General features: G+C 69.6%; 17 protein-coding genes and 1 pseudogene. All 18 read left to right on the top strand.

Annotated elements, in window-relative coordinates; all coding sequences use genetic code 11:
* Positions 1–55 precede the first annotated feature (55 nt).
* Positions 56–205, top strand: a pseudogene (locus AB0D57_RS29720) (N-acetyltransferase); the annotation flags it as partial.
* A gap of 111 nt (positions 206–316) precedes the next feature.
* Positions 317–1,732, top strand: coding sequence for an FAD-dependent oxidoreductase (locus AB0D57_RS29715; protein ID WP_362079627.1), 1,416 nt, complete (start codon positions 317–319; stop codon positions 1,730–1,732).
* Positions 1,722–2,198, top strand: coding sequence for a dual specificity protein phosphatase (locus AB0D57_RS29710; RefSeq protein ID WP_362079624.1), 477 nt, complete (start codon positions 1,722–1,724; stop codon positions 2,196–2,198). The genes AB0D57_RS29715 and AB0D57_RS29710 overlap by 11 nt, the downstream gene beginning before the upstream one ends.
* Positions 2,195–3,601, top strand: coding sequence for a glycosyltransferase (locus tag AB0D57_RS29705; RefSeq protein WP_362079621.1), 1,407 nt, complete (start codon positions 2,195–2,197; stop codon positions 3,599–3,601). The genes AB0D57_RS29710 and AB0D57_RS29705 overlap by 4 nt, the downstream gene beginning before the upstream one ends.
* On the top strand, positions 3,594–5,957 hold the full coding sequence (locus AB0D57_RS29700; RefSeq protein WP_362079618.1) for a pyridoxal-dependent decarboxylase: 2,364 nt from the start codon (positions 3,594–3,596) through the stop codon (positions 5,955–5,957). The genes AB0D57_RS29705 and AB0D57_RS29700 overlap by 8 nt, the downstream gene beginning before the upstream one ends.
* Positions 5,954–6,832 carry an aminoglycoside phosphotransferase family protein gene (locus tag AB0D57_RS29695; RefSeq protein WP_362079615.1) on the top strand — a complete coding sequence of 293 codons (879 nt, stop codon included), beginning with the start codon at positions 5,954–5,956 and terminating at the stop codon, positions 6,830–6,832. Before AB0D57_RS29700 ends, AB0D57_RS29695 begins: the two co-directional genes overlap by 4 nt.
* On the top strand, positions 6,829–7,341 hold the full coding sequence (locus AB0D57_RS29690; RefSeq protein WP_362079612.1) for an NUDIX hydrolase: 513 nt from the start codon (positions 6,829–6,831) through the stop codon (positions 7,339–7,341). The genes AB0D57_RS29695 and AB0D57_RS29690 overlap by 4 nt, the downstream gene beginning before the upstream one ends.
* A 35-nt stretch (positions 7,342–7,376) precedes the next feature.
* The gene (locus AB0D57_RS29685) at positions 7,377–8,396 is read left to right on the top strand and encodes a monodechloroaminopyrrolnitrin synthase PrnB family protein (protein WP_362079609.1); all 1,020 of its coding nucleotides are present in this window, start codon (positions 7,377–7,379) and stop codon (positions 8,394–8,396) included.
* On the top strand, positions 8,393–9,499 hold the full coding sequence (locus AB0D57_RS29680; RefSeq protein WP_362079606.1) for a hypothetical protein: 1,107 nt from the start codon (positions 8,393–8,395) through the stop codon (positions 9,497–9,499). The genes AB0D57_RS29685 and AB0D57_RS29680 overlap by 4 nt, the downstream gene beginning before the upstream one ends.
* The gene (locus tag AB0D57_RS29675; RefSeq protein WP_362079603.1) at positions 9,496–10,140 is read left to right on the top strand and encodes a class I SAM-dependent methyltransferase; all 645 of its coding nucleotides are present in this window, start codon (positions 9,496–9,498) and stop codon (positions 10,138–10,140) included. The genes AB0D57_RS29680 and AB0D57_RS29675 overlap by 4 nt, the downstream gene beginning before the upstream one ends.
* A 21-nt stretch (positions 10,141–10,161) precedes the next feature.
* Positions 10,162–11,202: a hypothetical protein gene (locus AB0D57_RS29670; RefSeq protein ID WP_362079600.1), complete on the top strand. Its 1,041-nt coding sequence runs from the start codon at positions 10,162–10,164 to the stop codon at positions 11,200–11,202.
* Positions 11,189–12,409, top strand: a complete 1,221-nt coding sequence (locus AB0D57_RS29665) for a hypothetical protein (protein ID WP_362079597.1) — start codon at positions 11,189–11,191, stop codon at positions 12,407–12,409. The genes AB0D57_RS29670 and AB0D57_RS29665 overlap by 14 nt, the downstream gene beginning before the upstream one ends.
* Entirely contained in the window at positions 12,406–13,164 is a 759-nt protein-coding gene (locus AB0D57_RS29660) for a phosphotransferase (RefSeq protein ID WP_362079594.1), read from the top strand. Before AB0D57_RS29665 ends, AB0D57_RS29660 begins: the two co-directional genes overlap by 4 nt.
* A 21-nt stretch (positions 13,165–13,185) precedes the next feature.
* On the top strand, positions 13,186–13,902 hold the full coding sequence (locus AB0D57_RS29655; RefSeq protein ID WP_362079591.1) for an HAD family phosphatase: 717 nt from the start codon (positions 13,186–13,188) through the stop codon (positions 13,900–13,902).
* Positions 13,903–14,044: 142 nt separating this feature from the next.
* Positions 14,045–14,575: a kinase gene (locus AB0D57_RS29650; protein WP_362079749.1), complete on the top strand. Its 531-nt coding sequence runs from the start codon at positions 14,045–14,047 to the stop codon at positions 14,573–14,575.
* A 210-nt stretch (positions 14,576–14,785) separates the two neighbouring features.
* Positions 14,786–16,231: an NF041680 family putative transposase gene (locus AB0D57_RS29645; RefSeq protein WP_362079588.1), complete on the top strand. Its 1,446-nt coding sequence runs from the start codon at positions 14,786–14,788 to the stop codon at positions 16,229–16,231.
* An 84-nt stretch (positions 16,232–16,315) separates the two neighbouring features.
* Positions 16,316–16,996 carry a hypothetical protein gene (locus AB0D57_RS29640; protein ID WP_362079585.1) on the top strand — a complete coding sequence of 227 codons (681 nt, stop codon included), beginning with the start codon at positions 16,316–16,318 and terminating at the stop codon, positions 16,994–16,996.
* Between the two features lie 411 nt (positions 16,997–17,407).
* On the top strand, positions 17,408–17,653 hold the full coding sequence (locus AB0D57_RS29635) for an NUDIX domain-containing protein (RefSeq protein WP_362079583.1): 246 nt from the start codon (positions 17,408–17,410) through the stop codon (positions 17,651–17,653).
* Positions 17,654–17,747 lie beyond the last annotated feature (94 nt).

The raw sequence follows: 17,747 nt of genomic DNA, 5'->3' as shown, positions 1-17,747 counted from the left end.
TCGGGAAGCAGGTGGACTGCTGGTTCGCTCCGCCCTGCGCGACCTCGCCGTCGCTCCGGGCACGGTCGAGGTAACGACGTTCGGGCCGGACCACCCTGGCCGGGACGCCCGCGGCTTTTACGAACACCTCGGCTTCGCACCTGTCCTGCCCCTGTCGGCGGGCGGCACGCGCCAGACCTACCGACTCCGCCTGTCGGATGGGTGACGTCCGCTCCCGGGCCGTGCCCACGGACTGCCGCCTGCATCAACTCCAAGAGGACAACAGGCCGAGAGGCAAGCACCGACTGAGTTCCGGCCGCGCGAGGAGGAGAGTGTCGTGAAGAGCACCAGAGCACGCATCGCCATCCCGGTGGTGATCTTGGGTGGGGGACCCTGCGGACTCGCATGCGCTCACGAACTCCAGCGCCTCGGTCACCGCGACTGGGTACTGCTGGAGGCCGCGCAGACGGTCGGGGGCTTAGGATCCTCGGTCGTCGACGAGGCCGGCTTCACCTGGGATCTCGGCGGTCACGTCGTGTTCTCCACGATGAAGAGCTTCGACGCGTTACTGGACGAGCTGTTCGCGCCGCATGACCTGCTGCGCCACGAGCGCTCCTCGTTCGTCCGGCACAGCGAACAGTGGGTGCCCTACCCCTTCCAGCAGCACCTGCACCACCTCCCCGTGGCCCAAGCCCAGAAGTGCCTGGACGATCTGGCCATGGCCCAGGCCCGCGGCCCGGCCTCTTCGGGAACGGACTTCGGCGTGTGGCTGGAGGCCACCTACGGTCCGGCCCTGGTGAAGGAGTTCTTCGCCCCGTACAACCACAAGATATGGGCCACCGCCCTGAGCGAGATGTCCTCCTCCTGGATAGCGGAGCGGGTCGCACCCGCCGACACCAGTGCGCCGCGAAGGAGGGTGGCGTCGGGAACGACGTCAACGAGCCGGTGGGGCCCCAACTCACAGTTCGCCTTCCCGGCGTCGGGCGGCACCGGCGCGATCTGGAAGCGGCTGGCCTCCCGCCTGCGCGGCGACGTCCGAACGGGGCAGGCCGTCCTGCGCATCGATGAGGCGGCGAAAACCCTGCTGACCTCTGACGGCAGCACCCTCTCCTACGGGAGCCTGGTGGCCACCGGCGCGCTCGATCAGCTCGTCGCGATGACGGCCGGGGCACCCGCGCACGTACGCCAGGCCGCCACGACCCTGAAACACACCACCGTGGCCATGGTGGGCCTCGGCTACAAGTCACCGACCACCGACCGGCGTTCGTGGCTGTACTTTCCCGGCCGTGAGGCGCCGTTCTACCGGGCGACGAACTTCTCCCGGTACGCACCGGCCAATGTCCCTCACTCCGACCCCAGCCGGTACTCGGCCTGGATGACCGAGACGTCGCTGCCCGCCGGAACCCTCCTCGACGAGGCCGCCCTGGTCGAGGAGTGCGACACAGCTCTGCGGCACTGCGGTCTGGTTCCCGACGGCGCCCAGCGCGTCAGCGGCCACCTGGAACTGATCCCGTACGCCTACCCGGTCCCGACCACCGGCCGGGACACGGCCCTCGACCGCATCCAGCCATGGCTGGAGAGCCACGAGATCTACTCGCGCGGACGCTTCGGCACATGGCGCTACGAGATCGGCAACATGGACCACGCCGTCACCATGGGCCAGGACATCGCCCGGCGGCTCGTCCACGGCACCGCCGAGAGGATCTACACGGCTCCCCGCCCGGCTGCCCGGGAGGCGGTTCATGGGCGCTGAACTCCGCCTCGATGCCCATCCGGTCACGAGCTGGCTCCTGCTCGGCGCCGCGCCCGACAGCACACGCGCCGTGGACGAGCTCCTCGACCGGGGCGTCACACACGTCCTGGACTGCCGGACCCCGCGCCCGATGCCACCGCCCGCGGCCATCTGCCCCGGCCTGGTGTGGTGTTCGGCGCCCACCGAGGACGAAGGCGCCTCGCGCGGCACCGACTGGTACGCCGCCTGCCTGGCCTTCGCCGAACGGGCGGCACGCGAGGAGAACGCCCTGCTGTACGTCCACTGCGCGGCCGGAGTGAACCGCTCCCCGGCCGCCGCGTACACGATTCTGCGCTCGCGCGGATGGACAGCCTCCGCCGCGCGGTCCCGCATCCTGGCCTGCCGTGCCCAAGCCCGCCCCCGCTATTTCGAGGACGCCGAACAGTGCCTGGCCGAACTGGGCCTCGTCGAACAGGAGAGAGCGTGATCCGCGCCAGCCGGCTGCTCGCCGCCGCCTACACCGCCAGGGCCCTGTATATGACGGCCTCCCTGGCCCTGTCCTACCGGTCCCTGCGCACCGAGGCCGATCGCCCCGAGGAGGAACTTCCTGAGGAGACGCCGACCCTGACGGTGATCATTCCTGCGCTGCGGGAACAGGCAGTGATGCCCCGCTCGCTGGAGCACTTCGCGGCTCTCGCCGCCCGGTGGCCGACGTTGCGCGTCCTGGTCGTCACCGCGGCACGCGAGGCTGCCGAGACCCCCAGCGGCCGGCCAACCACCGAAGACGTGTGCCGGAACCTGGCTCACCAGCACAACACCAGGCTCGGCAGGGAGGTCTTCGTCGTCGTGTCCTACCCGGGGCAGGGCCGCCGGGCCTCCCAGCTCAACTACGCCGTGGCGGCGTTGGACAAGCTGTCCCCGCCCGCCGGGGACTACGTTGCGGTGTTCGACGCCGACGCGGTCCCCGATGCCCGGCTTGCCTCCCAGTTCGCCCGCGCTGCGAAGGGGCGGCCCGCGATGATCCAGCAGCCGATGCTGCCCGCCTTCCCCGGCAGCAGCAGCGGGCGGCGCTCGGCGGTGATGTCCGGCCAGGATCTTGCCGCGTTCCGCCGCACCCTGGGCATCGAGTACCGCCGTATCCAAGTGGCCCGCTGGTGTGCTCCCGGCAGGTGCCCCCGGCTGCTGGCCGCGCTCGCGCGCCCGATGGTCTACGGGGTGGGCTCCGGGCTCATCGTGCGCCGAGACAAGATCGAGGACATCGGGTTCTTCCAGGAACCGCACGATGACCTCGCCGTCGGTCACCGCTTGAGCATGGCCGGCGAGCCGATCGCGGTTCTGCCCTCGGTCAACATCGTCGAGCCGTACCAGAGCGTGGGGGCGATGGCGCGGGCGTTCAGCAGCGTGGCCTTCGCGAACGCCGCGACCCGCCACGACTACCGCTTCGCCAAAGCGCACCCCACCCGTCTCTCGGCTGCCGGGCAGCGGCTCCTGGCGGCCCGCGCTCTGGCCGATGGTGCGGCCTGGGCGCTGGGACCGGCGGTGATGGGCGCCGCCGCCACCCACCTGGTGGTGAGGCGGCGGTACGGGCCGCTGGTGGCCGCCGCTCTGGCAGCGGGCCTCCTCGAGCCGGTTGTGGCCTACCGGCTGCGCGGACGCGTCCTCGACGACTTCCGAGCGGCCAGCCCTGCCGACGGGACCTGGCGGCAGCCGCCCCCCGCCGCGGCCGTCGCCACCTACATGCTGCAGCCCGCGGTGAGCGCGCTGGGTCCGTGGTTGCTGGGCGTGCGCGCGAGTTTCGCCCAACTGACCGGCCGGGAACTGAGGTTCACCAAGACCGAGCACCTGGGCGAGATCGCCCCCGAAACCCGAGGAGGCACCGTTCATGGGTGATCTGGACATCGGCTGGGCCGTGCCCACCGCGTTCCCCGAAACCGGCTGGAGCCGCGCGTTGGTCGACGAGCACCTCGAACAGGCCCGGCGCGAAATACCGGCGTGGGACGACCCCGAGCAGACCCGGCTCGGCTTCGCGATGGCCGCCCCGCATCCGGAGGCGGTACGTGTCCTGGGCGACTGGTCCGCGCTCAACACCAACAACGTTGGCACCCACACCCGCTTCGGGGAGGGCAAGGCGGGCACCCGGCGACTGGAGAAGGAAGCCCTGGCCGTCCTCGCCGGCCTCTATCGCGGCGGCGCCCTCGACGGACATCTCACCGGCGGCGCCAGCGAAGCGACCCTCGCCGCCCTGCGGATCGCCCGCAACCTGCTGCGCGCCGACGGCCACCAGGTCCGCGTGATCACCTCCGACCTGTGCCACGCCTCGGTCGGCAAGGCCGCCGAGATCCTCGACCTCGACCTGGTCCGCCTGCCTGCCGGGCCCGCCTGGACCCTGACCCGCGAGCAGGTCCGCCACGCCGCGCAGGAGGCGATGGCGGCCGGGATCACCGGCATCATCGTGGTGGCCACCGCCGGCTACTACAACAGCGGCTTCGCCGACCCCGTCGACGAGATCGCCGCCGATCTGCGCGACCTCGCCTTCCAGCACCCCGGACAGGCGGGATGCTTCCTGCACGTCGATGCCGCCCACGGCGGATTCGTCTTCCCCTTCACCGCCCCCGATCTGCCCTTCGACTTCCGCAGCCCTGGTGTGCACTCCATGGCCGTCGATCCCCACAAGGCCGGCCTCATGCCCTACTCGTGCGGGGCCCTGCTCGTGCGCAAGGGACTGCTCGAACACGTCACCCGCATCGACCCGCACACCCGGATCCCCGACGAGACCGTGCTGGGCTCCCGCCCCGGCGCCACCGCGGCAGCCCTGTGGGCCACGCTGCACACGCTGGGCCGTACCGGCTACACCGCCCTGACCACCCGCTGCCTCGAACACCGCGACCAGCTCACCGCCGCCGTACGGGCCGCCGACCCCGACGCCCTGCTGGTGCCCGCCCCGCACGCGCCCGTCGTCTCCGCCGCCTTCAGCCACCCCGGCGGACGGCTGCCGCCGGAATTGTGCGACCGCTACCGGCTCGTCCCCCTCAGCCTCCCGGACCCGGACGGGGGCGGCGAGACCCACCTCTTCTACCACTTCTACGCCTCCGCCTCCCTGACCGATGCCCAGATCACCGCGTTCGCCGGGCACCTGGCCGATGCCACCGCCCAAGCCCGCGCGACGGCTTCCGACGGCCGCGGCAGCGGCAGCGGGCGGAGCATCACCTCCGAGGTGGTCGCGGACACCCGCACCCACACCGACTGCTTCCGTCACTTCGTCGTCCACCCCGAAGGACGACGCGATCCGCAGGTGCCGGGCTACTCCTTCCACACCTTCGCCCACCGGCGCGCCACCGGCGAGCAGATGCAGGACATCCGCTGGGGTGAGGCGCGGGCCGGCGGCGACCTGTGGATCTACGCTCCCGACCTGAAGAATCCCTTCGCCAATGAGCTGATGGGCGTACGCACCGAGCGCTATTTCCTCGAAGTCCTCGACCTCCACCAGCAGCAGTTGTCCCTGGTCGGCGCGATCCACGCCACCATGCTGCTGCCGGACTCCCTGCGTGTCCTGCTGAACTTCGAGGCGGACGGCACCTTCCGCTCCGCCGAGTACAAGGCCCTCGGTGAAAACGGAGCCGACGAGCTGCAGATCTTCCCCGACGCCATCACCGCCAAGATCGGCAAGGACGCGGCGGGATTCCTCCGCCCCCACAGCGACGACTACTCCTTCTCCATCGACACCTCGGCCGAGATCAGGGTGCGCCGCACCGACGGCGCCGCCGCCCCCGTCGTCCAGACCGCCCGTCACAACGCCGATGTGCTGCTGCCGCGCCGCCGGCACCTTCGGCGCGAGCAGTTCCGGCGCTTCCCGAACCGGTTCTTCGACACCGAGCTGGACATCGAGGCCGGCTGGACCTGGACCGGCACCGCCTACCTGGCGGAACTTCTCGCCCCCACCAGCATCGGCACCGTACTGGCGGCACGCTCCGCGACCGCCGGACTGTGCACCGTGGACGGCAGGGTCAGCGACAGCGGCCTGCACCTGGCGCTCACCGCGCTGTCCGAGCCCAGGACCTGTGCCATCGAGCTCGCCGCGCCCTTCGACCTCGGCCGTCATCTGCACGACGCACTGCCCCGCCTGGACGTTCGCGACCCGGACCAGCTCGGCGTCGAGCAGGTCATCGACTTCGCCGAGGACGTCCACGAGGTGTTCATGCGCGACGGACTGCCCACCAGCCTCGTCATCGCGGGAGCCGGCCGATGACCACAACCACGCTCGACCACACGGCCCTCAGCCGTCTCCTGCCCGGCGCCAAAACCCTCAGCGCCCTGCCCTTGCCTCAGGGCCGCTTCAACACCTGCTGGCACCTTGCCGACTCCGACCGCGCCTATCTCCTCAAGCTCAACGACCGTGAGGGCGAAGCCCATCTGCGCCAGATGGCCGCGGCCATGAGCGACGCGAGGGCGGGCGGCGTCGCGGTCCCGCAGGTCCTGCGCGTGGGCGCCGACCCTGACCTTGGCCCCTTCCTGCTCCAGGAATGGCTGGATGGCCGCACCTTCGCCGAAGCCCGCCAGGACAACGCCATCACGGCGGACCTGTGGCCGCGGCTCGGGCACCAGATCGCCCTGCTGCACTCCATCCAGCCACCACGTCCCCTCGTGGCGACACCGGCCTCCCGTGCCCGCCATCTTTCCGACCTCCTGGACGGCTTGCGCCGGCACCGGCTGATTCCCACCGCGCTCGCCGAGGCAGCCCGCCAGCGCGGTCTGCCTTTGGCCGAAACACTCGGCGACCACGAGTGCGTGAATACCCATCAGGACATCCACCCGGATAACATCCTCATCCGTCCCGGCGGCAAGATCGCCCTGCTCGACTTCGACCACGCCACCACAGCGGAATACGCCAGCGACTTCGTCAAACTCGACCGCTGGTGCCTGCCCTCCGGCCACGACCGGCGACAGATGCTGGACGCCTACTGGCAGCAACGGGGGGAAGTGGCCGACCCGTTGTTCGAGCAGCGCCTCGCCTTCCACCGCCTGGTCATCACCCTGTCGTACTTCCTGTACTGGCACGGCCGTGACCCCACCCAGCTCCCCGGGTGCACCGCGGCCCTGCGAACCGAACTGGAGCGAACATGACCGCCAACGACACCGCCACCACCGCCGTTCCGGCTCCCGCACCGGTCACCGGGCCCGGTGTCCAGGTCGTCGCCGCACTGCTGCGCCGCGACGACCACATCGTCCTCGTCCAGGAACAGCGTGACGGAAAGGAGATGTGGTCCGTCCCCGGCGGCGGCGTCGAGCGCGGCGAACTCCTCACCGAGGCCCTCGTCCGCGAGGTCAAGGAAGAGACCGGCCTGAACCTGAGGGCGGTGGGCCCGCTGGCCTACCTGGTCAACACCACGACCGACAGGTACCCCTCCACCGTGGTGTTGACCTTCGACTGCACCGAGTGGGACGGCGAGATCGCGGTGCACGACCCGGACGGCAAAGTGACCGGCGCGGTCCTGCTGCCGCTGACCGAGGCCAAGGCCGTCCTGGCCTCTTCTACCGCGACCCGACCCGAGATCGAACCCCTGCTGGACTACCTCGACAGCCTCAGCGCCGGCCGCGTGTGGTCCTACCGGGACGACCTGCCCATCGAATGACCGCGCCCGGGACACCGGGAGCCGGGAGAGGACTTATGACGCTCACCCACGACCTCGACTCGATCACGGCCACGCTCGACCCGCTCGGCGCCGACGCGGTGATGAGGGCCTTGCCCCAGGCCAACATCGCGGCCGACACCACCTGGCTGCGGACCCGAGCCGAGCTCCTCTCCCGGCACGCCGCCTCGATCCGTGACGTCGCCCCCGCCCGGGCGGCGTTACGGGACCTGGGCATGATCACCGCCTCCCTCGCGCGCCACACCTCCCGCCAGGTCCCGCCGCCCGCCGTCGAAGCGGCCATGCTCCACCTGGGCGCCACAGCCGACGAGGTCCCCCGGGAGACCGTGTACTCCTACGCGACCCGCAACCCCCGTGGTCCCCGAAGGCGCTCCTTCACCGACACCCCAGGCGAGCACGTCTTCATCGACGAGGTCACCGACGCCAGCCACGCCCTCGACGACGCGATCCGGCACTGCGCGGGCATGCCCGAGGCGGCCAACCAGAAAGCGGCCGATACTCTCGCCGCGACCGTCCACGAGCGGCTGCGAGCCTTTGCTGCACATCTGCTGACGGTCAAACGCACGCTGACACCGGAGTACTTCACCGGTCTCCTGCGTCCGTACTACCCGCCCCTGGACATCGACGGGACCACCTACTACGCGCCGGGCGGCGCTCAGATGCCACTGCTCGTCCTCGACGTGCTGATCCTCAGCCAGGCCGCCACCGGCAACCTCGCTGCCTGGTACGAGCAGTACCTCACCGACAACGTCCTTTACCTGCCGCCGCACCACCGTGCCATGGTCGACGCAGCTCGCCGGACTCCGGGTCTTGCCCGTCTCGCCCGCCACCGCCCGCACCTGCGGCCGGCCGTCGCCCTGCTCATCGATGACCTGCTGCGCTTTCGCCTGCCCCACCGCCAACTCGCACGGGACAACATGGCCGTCCGGGCTGACGGGGCCCTCGGCAGCGGCGGCTACACCACCAGCGCTCTCGACCGCCTGCTCGACGTCACCGAAAGTGCCCGCGCCCTTCTCAGCCCCGGGAGTCCCGTATGAGCGCCTCCATCGACAGCGACTTTCCGCCCTTCCCGCTCGGCGCCCCACGCTCCCCGCTCGCGCTCGACCCCAGGGCCAGCAACCCGCCGCAGCCGGTTGCGGGTCACGTACGCCTGGACTACCCCAGCCGCATCAACGCCATGGCCCTGGACTCCAGCAAGATCGTTCCCAGTCAGGGCGCCTACCTCGCGGGCGAACTCCTCCTCGCCTGCGACCTCATGCGCCGTGTCGAGGTCGAGATCGTCGGCGACGGGCCCGCCGTCCAGACCACCCCTGACTGCGACCACCCGGTCCTTGCCCGGCACGCCGCGCTGCTGATGCGCACGGTACTCGGCACCCGAGAGCGGCTGCGGGTACGGGTGAGCGCCCCGGACCTGCCCGCGCACCTCGGACTCGGCTCGAGCAGCGGGCAGATCGCCGCCGTGGCCGCGGCCGTCAACGAGCTCTACGGACATCCCGTCTCCGCCCGACGGCTCGTCAAGTTCCTGGCACTCAACCACGGTGAGGAGATCGACCACGACGACGCTCACCTTCTGCCGGTCCAGTGTCTGGGCGGATCCGCGACGGCCGGGCTCATACCCGGCGCGGTCCAGGTGATCGCCGGCGCGCAAGTTCCGCTGCTGCAGGCCGACCTGCCCGAGGACATGCGCATCGTGCTCGGCATGCCCCACGACCCGGTGATCTGGGACGCCCGCGACAGCCTCGCCGCCGAGGCCCGCCACTTCGACGCCTTCACCACCACCGGCCGCACGTACGGCCCCGAGATCGCCTACCGGCTCCTGCACGACGCCTGGCCCGCCCTGCTCGACGGCGACCTCCGGCCGCTCGGCAGCTTGCTCTTCGACTATCGCTTCCGGATGGGGAGCCTCGCCAACTGCGCCTTCTCCCACCCCGAGTTGCTGGCCACCGGCGAGAAGGTCGAACACATCTTCACCGAGCACCTCGCCGAGGTTCTCACCCTATCCTCCGTCGGTCCCACCTTCGCCGTCCTCACCCGCACGCCCGTACGGTGCGAGCAGGCGTTCGCCGACGCGGGACTGCGGACCGTTCGCTGTCAACCGTGGAACAGCGGCTACACCCTCCACGGCCAGGAGGAACAGTGACCCACACTGAACCAGCACCCACCGGCACCTACTGGAACGACCGCGCCACGGTCGCCGCCTTCGCCGAGCTGCCCACGCCGCCCTACCTCGCGGATCTGCTCACCGCCCCGGTGCCCGACGCCGCCCTCGCGCTCGACGCGGGCTGCGGTGCCGGCCGGAACGTACCCGCCCTGGCTGCCGCGGGCTACCGGGTCCTCGCGATCGACCTGCACCCCGGCATGCTGCACCAGGCCCGCCGCCACGCCGGACCCCGGACCGTCTTCGCCGAAGCCGACGTCACCCGCCTCCCTCTGGTCGACCAGCGGGTGTCCCTCGTCGTGTGCCACGGCGTCCTGCACAACCTCCACCACCGTGACGCTCTCGCCGCGGCGCTGCGCGAGCTGCACCGGGTCCTTCGCCCCGGCGGAACGCTGTCGCTGAACCTCTTCACCGCCCATCACCTCGACCCGTGCCTCACTCCCCTCGGCGACGACCGGTACGCACTGCCGAATGGCCAGCACATGACGCTCCTTTCCCCCGAGGACCTGCTCGGATTCATCCATGACGCAGGACTCGTCCCGAGCGGGGAAGCCGTGCAGTACCTCCGCCCGGGAGACCCGGGGCAGCGCTCGGTATGGCGCGCGATCCTCACCCGGCCGTAGCCCATTCCGAAGGGACCACTCGTGCTTCTCGTCGCGGCCACCACCGATTCGCCGACCGACCCCGGTGTCGCCTACGCCCATCTCAGCGTTCCCGTGTCCGGCCCCGCTCTCGTACTTGACGGGCCGACCCTGCGCCGTCAGCGGTGGCTTGGGCCCAACGGCGGCCCGCCGAAGGAGGCCGTCCCCGGGGTGGTCCGCGTCCCCTTATGGGCTTGCCATGTCGACGAATCCACCGGTGAGGCCGCCTTCTTCGTCACCGTGGAATGGCGTCCGGACGCCGTCGTCCTGGCAGCCTTCCACCGCACCACCGTGTCCGCCGACGCGTCCGGAGATCTCACGGCGTGGGCCTGCCGCATCGCAGATGAGCGTGCTGCGGTGAACTTCCCGCTGCCCCGCCCCGGGCAGCGCTCCGGACAGGGCCCGGAGGCCGAGGAGAAGATCACCCTCACCGTCCCGGCCAATCCCGCCGCGGTCGCCCGACTGCTGCGCGATCACCTGCCCGCTACCGGTGTGCCGGTCTGCGGCCCCACCATCCACCGGCGGGTCCTGCGCTCGGACATCTATCTGCCGCCCGGTCCCGGACGGCGCGAATACGCCGCCCTCACACCCCGTTCCGATGGAACCTGGTGGGCCAAAGCCAAAGTCCTCAAGGACGGCCGTCTCAACAAGATCATCCGCCCCGCCGCCACCCGTGAGGAGGCCCTGGCCCAGGTGGCAGAAGTCCTCGGTCACCCACGCCTCATGCATGCCGGCCTGCTCCAGCGCGCCACCTGGGACCTGTCCTCGCCGGCCGACACGGACGGCCACTGGTCCACCGTCACCGTCGACACCACTACCCTCGCTCCGCGTCCCGGCACCCTGCAGCAGGTCGAGATCGAGTACGGGGCCTGCTTCACCGCCGCTCCCTTCACTGCGACCGCCTCCCAGATACGGCAGTCCGTGGCCCAGACCGCCGACACCGTCGCCGCCGTCCTGACGGCTCACGACATCCCGCACGCCCGCAACGGCCAGAGCAAGATCGAACACTTCCTCGCAGCCGGAGATGCCGATGCCCGCCGCTGATCAGGTCATATCCATGCTCGACGCCTTCCTCGACGGCGACACCCCTGCGGCCTCCCTCGACGCGTGGTGCGCCGAGAAGATCACCGTCCAGCTCAGCGGTCTCACGATCGAGGTGCTCGCATCTACCAGCACCGCGACGACCTACGTACAGCGCCTGTTCACGCCGCCCAGCAACCTGTGGAACGTCGTACGCCCCGACGCCGCAGCCACCGGCGTCACCGAGACGATGCGCTGTCTCGCCCTGCCCCGTGCTCACGTCTCGGCCCTTGCCGAGCGTGTCCGTTCACGGGGCACCGGAGCACCACGCCCTGCACTGATGCACGTCGGTGCCCCGGCATCATGGCACCAGATGCCCGGCGGCCCGGTACTCCTGACCGATCCCGATGCCGGGATCGCGCCGCAGCTCATCGTCCGCCACCCCGACAGCTTCACCGTCATCACCTGCGACGACACCGACGCCACGATGAACGCCGCCCGGCATCTCCGGGAGATCGGCTACCGGCGGGCCGAGGACGACGGCTGGGTGTGCCTGCACGCCTCGGCCGCCACTATGGACGGCCGCGGCATCCTGGCCGTCGGCGACTCCGGCGCCGGCAAGTCCACGCTCGCGCTCGCGCTGGCCACGACCGCGAAGGGCGCCTTCCTTTCCAACGACCGCACCATGATTGCCACTTGCTCAGGCGTGGCTCCGCAGGCTGTCGCCATGCCCGGCCCGGTCCGGCTCAACGGCGGCACCCTGCAAGCACTCGGATACGCGAGCGCCGAGCTGTGGGACCTCACGCGTCCCCAGTCCACGATGAACACCGACTGGCAGAACTTCCGCGGCTCCAACAAACTGCACATCCTCCCCTCCGAATGGCATGAGCGCACCGGCACTCCATTGGCCACGACCTCAACCGTGGATCTCGTCGTCTTCCCGCAGGTAGTCCAGGGCTCCCAGGAGCTACATCTGCAGGCGATGCACCCAGAGTCGGCCCGGGAGCTGCTGGGCGCTCAGTGCATGTCGCCGGGCGACAACATCTACGTCAGCGACTGGCTCGGCATCCGGACGAGCAGCCCCGACGACCTGGCGCGCAAGGGAGCCCGCGTTGTCGACGCCCTCGCCGACCTGCCGGCTGTCAGCCTGCGATTTGGCACCCGTACCCCGTACGCCGCCGTCACCGAGACCGTGCGCGCGGCCTTCAGCAGCCCCGCTTCAAGCCGATGAGCGCCACAGTGATTCCCCCGAGCAACCGGCTCCTCCGCCTGCCCGGCGCCGTGGCCAAGGTCTACCGCGAACCCTGGCGCGCGCACACCGAGAAGGCAGCTCTGCAGAGGCTTTCCGAGGCCGGCATACGAGCCCCGTCCGTACTCGCGGGCGGTTCCGTCCGGGGCCGCCGACTGCTGATCCAGCGACGTCTGCACGGCACGCCGCCAGGCCGTGGTGAGGAGGCTCTGCGGCGGGTCATCCCCTACCTACATCGCGTCCACCACATCACCGGCCCCGGCTTCGGCCGTCTCTTCGACCCGGTGGCCGCAAGCTGGGGGGACTACCTGCGCGAGCGGCTCGTCTCATATCAGGCCGCGCTCGCCCGCCACGGATTCCACGATGCCGCTGCCACAGCCGAGGCACTGGCGAGTGCGCCCCCGCCCGAGCCGGACGCGCCTCGTCTCTTGCACAACGATCCGGAACCCGGGAACTTCCTGTTCGGGCCAGCCGGTACCGCGGGCCTCGACTGGGAGCTGGCAATCTACGGGCATCCAAGCCTCGACTACGCCCGGGCCGCTCATGCCTTCGCCGTCCATCCGGTCCAGATGAGCCGACTCCTTACTGACCACGGCATTCCGCACTCAGAGGAGACCTTGGCCGCCTACCGCTCCGTTCACCTGCTCGGACGTCTCATGTCAGCGGTCACCGCCACCCCGCCCGACCACGTAGCTGCCCAGCGCCACGCACGAGACCTGATCACAAAAAACACCTGACGACGCGACAGCGAGGCCCCCATGCAGGCACGTCACCCCCGCATCGGCCCCCCGGCCGACCATCACTCGTCCACCTCACCACACGAACGCGACCCGCTCGGCGCCGCTTCACCACCCGGCTCCAGCTGCCTGACACCCGGCACCTGCGACCACGGGAATCCTCCGGACCCGGACCGCTACGACGCGGTGCTCTTCGACTGGGACGGAACGCTTGTCAACAGCCATCCCCTCAACTTCCGCGGCCTCTCCCGCGCCTGCGCCAGCTGGGGTCTCACGCTGAACGAGTCGTTCTACACGTCCAGGATCGGGACCTCCGGTGCAGAGCTGATCAGCGAACTGGCAGCCGCCACGGGGACCCACGTGCCGATCGACGAGGTTGTCGCCGAGTGTCTCGACCTGATCCTCGACGAGATCGCCAAACTGCAGGCATACCAGCCGGTGGTCCAGCTTGCCGAGACTCTGCACGGCCGCCTGCCCCTGGCCATCGCCTCGGGCGGTGCACGCCGAGCCGTCCACGCCGGCCTCGACGCCACCGGCCTACGCCCCCTATTCACCGACGTCATCACCGGTGAAGACGCCCCTCGGGGAAAACCGGACCCGGGACTGTTCCTCCTCACCTCGGCACGCCTCGCCGTCGCACCAGCACGCTGCCTGGTCTACGAAGACTCGACCGAAGGCGTGCAGGCAGCCAAGGCCGCAGGCATGGACGTCGTGGACGTTCGGTGCTTCCGAACATAATCCAGCCGAGCCCCCAAGGAGTGCACTGACGGCACTCGAACGCGCAGAACCGGCACGGGCCTCTTCGCATGCAAAGGATCCGTGCCTGTAGGGCATCGCCGGCATCAGTAGGCACTGCTGCTCGCGTAGCGTGACGCGGGTGATGGTGGGCACCGAAGAGACACGGCTGGTGATCGTACGAGGCAATAGCGGCTCGGGAAAATCGAGCATCGCGGTCGGCATGCGTGAGAGGTTCGGGCGCGGACTAGCTTTGGTCAGCCAGGACAACATCCGCTGTGTGGTTCTGTGCGAGCACGACCGGCCCGGGGCGGCGAACATCGGCCTGATCGACGCCGTCGCCCGCTACGCCCTCAATGCGGGCTATCACGCGGTGATTGAGGGCGTCCTCTACGCCGAACACTACAGCGACATACTGGCCCAACTACGTGCCGACCACCGTGGCGTGAGCCACGGCTACTACCTGGACATGCCTTTCGAGGAAACCCTGGCCCGCCACGCCACCAAGCCCGATCTCGCCCACATCAGCGAGGCGCAGCTACGCTCCTGGTACCGGGAACATGACCTGCTGCCCCGCGCTATGGAGACGGTCATTGGTGCCGACAGCACTCTGGCCGAGACAATCGACCGCATCATGCGTGATACCGGACTGGCAGACCTTACGGCTCCGGAGTAGCTGGCGTAGGAAGGTGTCAAGCCCCCTCTCTGTCAGCCTTGGGTGAGACGTCCCGATTGATGTTCAGTCTCTACAACTTGTCATTTAACCTCTGACCTCGAACGTCGCCTCGTACGTGCTCACTCGTTGGGGAGTTCGCCGGGCACGCTGACGGCCCTCGCATGAGCATGCGTTCCGCCACGGAAACACGTTCATACGAAGGCCGCAGAGGTGAGCTTGCTGCACGACGACGCCCGGCGCGACGCGTTCGACTTCACGTCACACTTCCGGGAAGACCTCTACGCGTGTCTCACTCGCCGCGGGGACACTCTGTTCGAGCTGGTCGACGCGATGCTCTGCGAGAACGGGCCGGTGACCTCGCCGGTGGAGCTGACGTTGTTGGCCGAACACCGGCGCGGTCACAGCGCGTTGTACGACGCTTTGAACTGCGGACACATCGATACGGACGGGTTGCGGCACGCTCTGGCGGTGCTGCCACAGCCCAAGGCCGCGGACAACCGGATCGTCCTCGCGGTCGACGTGACCCACTGGCTGCGTCCGGATGCCTCGTGCAGCCCAGGCCGCCTGTTCTGCCATGTCTACGGACGCAGCGGGCGCGCCAGCGACCAGCTCGTGCCCGGCTGGCCGTACTCGTTCGTCGCCGCCCTGGAGACGGGCCGCACCTCCTGGTGCCAGCTTCTGGACGCAAGGCGGCTCGGCCCCGACGACGACGTCGCCGAGATCACCGCGGCCCAGGTCTGCCATGTGGTCACGGACCTGATCGACGCAGGCCAGTGGGAGCCCGGTGATCCGGACATCCTGATCGTGCTCGATGCCGGCTACGACGCCCCGCGCCTGGCCCACCTCCTCGCAGGTCTGCCCGTCGAGGTGCTGGGCCGGATGCGCTCCGACCGTGTCATGCGACGCCCGGCACCTCCCCGCACCCGCAGGGCCGGCCGCCCGACCCGGCACGGAGCGGTGTTCCGCTTCGCCGATCCGGACACCTGGGGCGCCCCGGACGTGGAAACCGTGCAGGTGACCGACCGCTACGGCACCGCGCGGGCCGTGGCCTTCGACCGCCTCCATCCGCATCTGACCACCCGCTGCGCATGGATCGACCACATCGGTGAGCTCCCCATCATCGAGGGCACCCAGATCCGTCTGACGGTCGACCGGCTGCCCAGTGGCCAGGACCCGCAGCCGGTCTGGCTGTGGTCCTCGAAGACCGGCATGACCGGCAAGGATGTCGATCTGCGCTGGCAGGCGTTTCTCCGCCGCTTCGACATCGAGTACACCTTCCGCATGATCAAGCAGACGCTCGGCTGGACCCGCCCCAAGCTCCGCACCCCCGAGGCTGCGGACCGCTGGACGTGGCTCGTGATCGCGGCCCACACCCAGCTGAGGCTCCTCCGTGAAGCCGCCGCGGACCTCCGCCGCCCGTGGGAGAAACGAGCGGAGCCCACCCGGCTCACCCCGGCCCGCGTCCGCCGGGGATTTCGCAACCTACGCCCGCACCTGCACCGCCCTGCCCGTGCACCAAAATCCTCAACACCCGGACCAGGACGCCCAGTTGGCTCGAAGAACCGCCATCCCACCCCCCGCCACGACGTCGGCAAAACGACCAGACGCCCCGAAAGCATCGCTGAACGTAATCACCTCAAAGCTCGCAAAGGTTAAATTTTAAGCCACAAAGGGGGCACCATGCTGTCTCTGCTATTCGGAGAGTTCCGATACCCGACTGCACCATTACGCTCCGGAAATGTGCACGATGCCGAATTCAACCGTCGCCTGCGGGGCATACGGCCAGCCCGCGTCGAGATCAGCGTCAGCCGCCTGCACGCCGCGTATATGCGGCAGGACGTCGACCGCGGCTACTACACGTGGGATCACCTCGCGGCCCTGCCGATGTGCGGCACGCCGAAACTCACGGTCCGCGAGCGCCTGGACGAGCTGGCCCTCCAAGCGGACAGGGAGGGCGGCGAGCTATGGCGTGACGCATGGGACCGGGCGCGTGCCTTGGTCTTTCCCGATCTCGGCGATATGGAGATCAGCGTGACGGGCTACAGCACCTCCGGTGAGGAGTACGTAGACGGCGCCGGGGCCCTGGCCATCGCCTTCTACGTGCTGGCTCGGGAGCGTGCCAGCACCCCGGAATCCGTCACCCGGCAGGACGTCGAGGAATTTCTCGGCCCGTGGGGATACGAGCGGATCCAGGCTGGGCTGCCCCGGCTGGAGGAAGTGTGGACCGGCCGACTGGAGTCCCTGGGTCACCGGATCGACGACCCCGACGACCCGGTCACGGTCCGGTGGCGTGCCTTGTGCTACGACCACCCGGAGCCCGAACACGACATCGACGGCAGCCTGTACCGCGTCGGCCACGCTGGCGAGACCGGGCTGCGCCCGCTGCTGTCGGAGCTCCACCGCGATCACATCCGCTTCTAAACCGCGGGGCCTTCGGGCCCAGGGTGGTACCGCGAGGAGCGTCGGGCTGCCTCCAGGGTGAAGCTGGGGGAAGTTGCGACAACACGGCCTTACCCAACGCCCTTACTGCGCAGGCTAGATAGACTCCTCGCAGTCCGGCAACGGGCACCCGGGTCGCTGCGGTCACAAGCGGCAGGTGGATTGGATTCCTCATGCCCCGGGAGGCTCCGTTATGCCGTTTGCGTCCGCTGCTGCGCTCCGACCACGCGACGGAACCCCCTCCATTCCTGCGTCGACCGAACAGGCGCCCCAGCCCGTCACGGGGCCGCACGTTCTCCAGCGGTCCCGATCTGGGAAGCCCCTTCGCTCGCTTCGCTGCTGTCGCTGCCAGCTGTCTTCAGCCTGTTGCGGCATGCCGGGAAGGAGAAGCCGTTGCCGTATCGCTCCGTGATCGGACTGCATTTGGTGCTGTTCCAGGAGGATCGGGTACTGCTCGGCCTGCGCAAGGGCACGGCGTGGTGCGACGGCTGGTGGCACGTCCCAGCTGGCCACCTGGAGGACGGTGAGTCCTTCCTTGCGGGCATGGTGCGCGAGGCCCGTGAGGAGCTGGGCATCGCCATCTCCGAAGAGGACCTAGTGTCTCGTGATCCTGATTGCGTTACTTCGAGTTGTTATTGACGAGTTTCTTCACGCTGGTCTGGACGAGCCGGACCTTGGCGAGGATCTCGTCGGCGGTGGCGGTCCAGGTGAAGGGGCTCGGGTTCTCGTTCCA

It is taken from the genome of Streptomyces sp. NPDC048275 (assembly GCF_040652275.1).
Classification (GTDB): Bacteria; Actinomycetota; Actinomycetes; order Streptomycetales; family Streptomycetaceae; genus Streptomyces.
Note: the sequence above shows the minus strand (reverse complement) of the source record. Positions and strands in the feature narration are given on the sequence as shown.

What these genes read in the sequence shown, in the direction of transcription:
- AB0D57_RS29710 (WP_362079624.1), top strand. Translation starts at nt 1,722, where the DNA reads ATGGGCGCTGAACTCCGCCTCGATGCCCATCCGGTCACGAGCTGGCTC.
- AB0D57_RS29700 (WP_362079618.1), top strand. Translation starts at nt 3,594, where the DNA reads ATGGGTGATCTGGACATCGGCTGGGCCGTGCCCACCGCGTTCCCCGAA.
- AB0D57_RS29695 (WP_362079615.1), top strand. Translation starts at nt 5,954, where the DNA reads ATGACCACAACCACGCTCGACCACACGGCCCTCAGCCGTCTCCTGCCC.
- AB0D57_RS29690 (WP_362079612.1), top strand. Translation starts at nt 6,829, where the DNA reads ATGACCGCCAACGACACCGCCACCACCGCCGTTCCGGCTCCCGCACCG.
- AB0D57_RS29685 (WP_362079609.1), top strand. Translation starts at nt 7,377, where the DNA reads ATGACGCTCACCCACGACCTCGACTCGATCACGGCCACGCTCGACCCG.
- AB0D57_RS29680 (WP_362079606.1), top strand. Translation starts at nt 8,393, where the DNA reads ATGAGCGCCTCCATCGACAGCGACTTTCCGCCCTTCCCGCTCGGCGCC.
- AB0D57_RS29665 (WP_362079597.1), top strand. Translation starts at nt 11,189, where the DNA reads ATGCCCGCCGCTGATCAGGTCATATCCATGCTCGACGCCTTCCTCGAC.
- AB0D57_RS29660 (WP_362079594.1), top strand. Translation starts at nt 12,406, where the DNA reads ATGAGCGCCACAGTGATTCCCCCGAGCAACCGGCTCCTCCGCCTGCCC.
- AB0D57_RS29655 (WP_362079591.1), top strand. Translation starts at nt 13,186, where the DNA reads ATGCAGGCACGTCACCCCCGCATCGGCCCCCCGGCCGACCATCACTCG.
- AB0D57_RS29650 (WP_362079749.1), top strand. Translation starts at nt 14,045, where the DNA reads ATGGTGGGCACCGAAGAGACACGGCTGGTGATCGTACGAGGCAATAGC.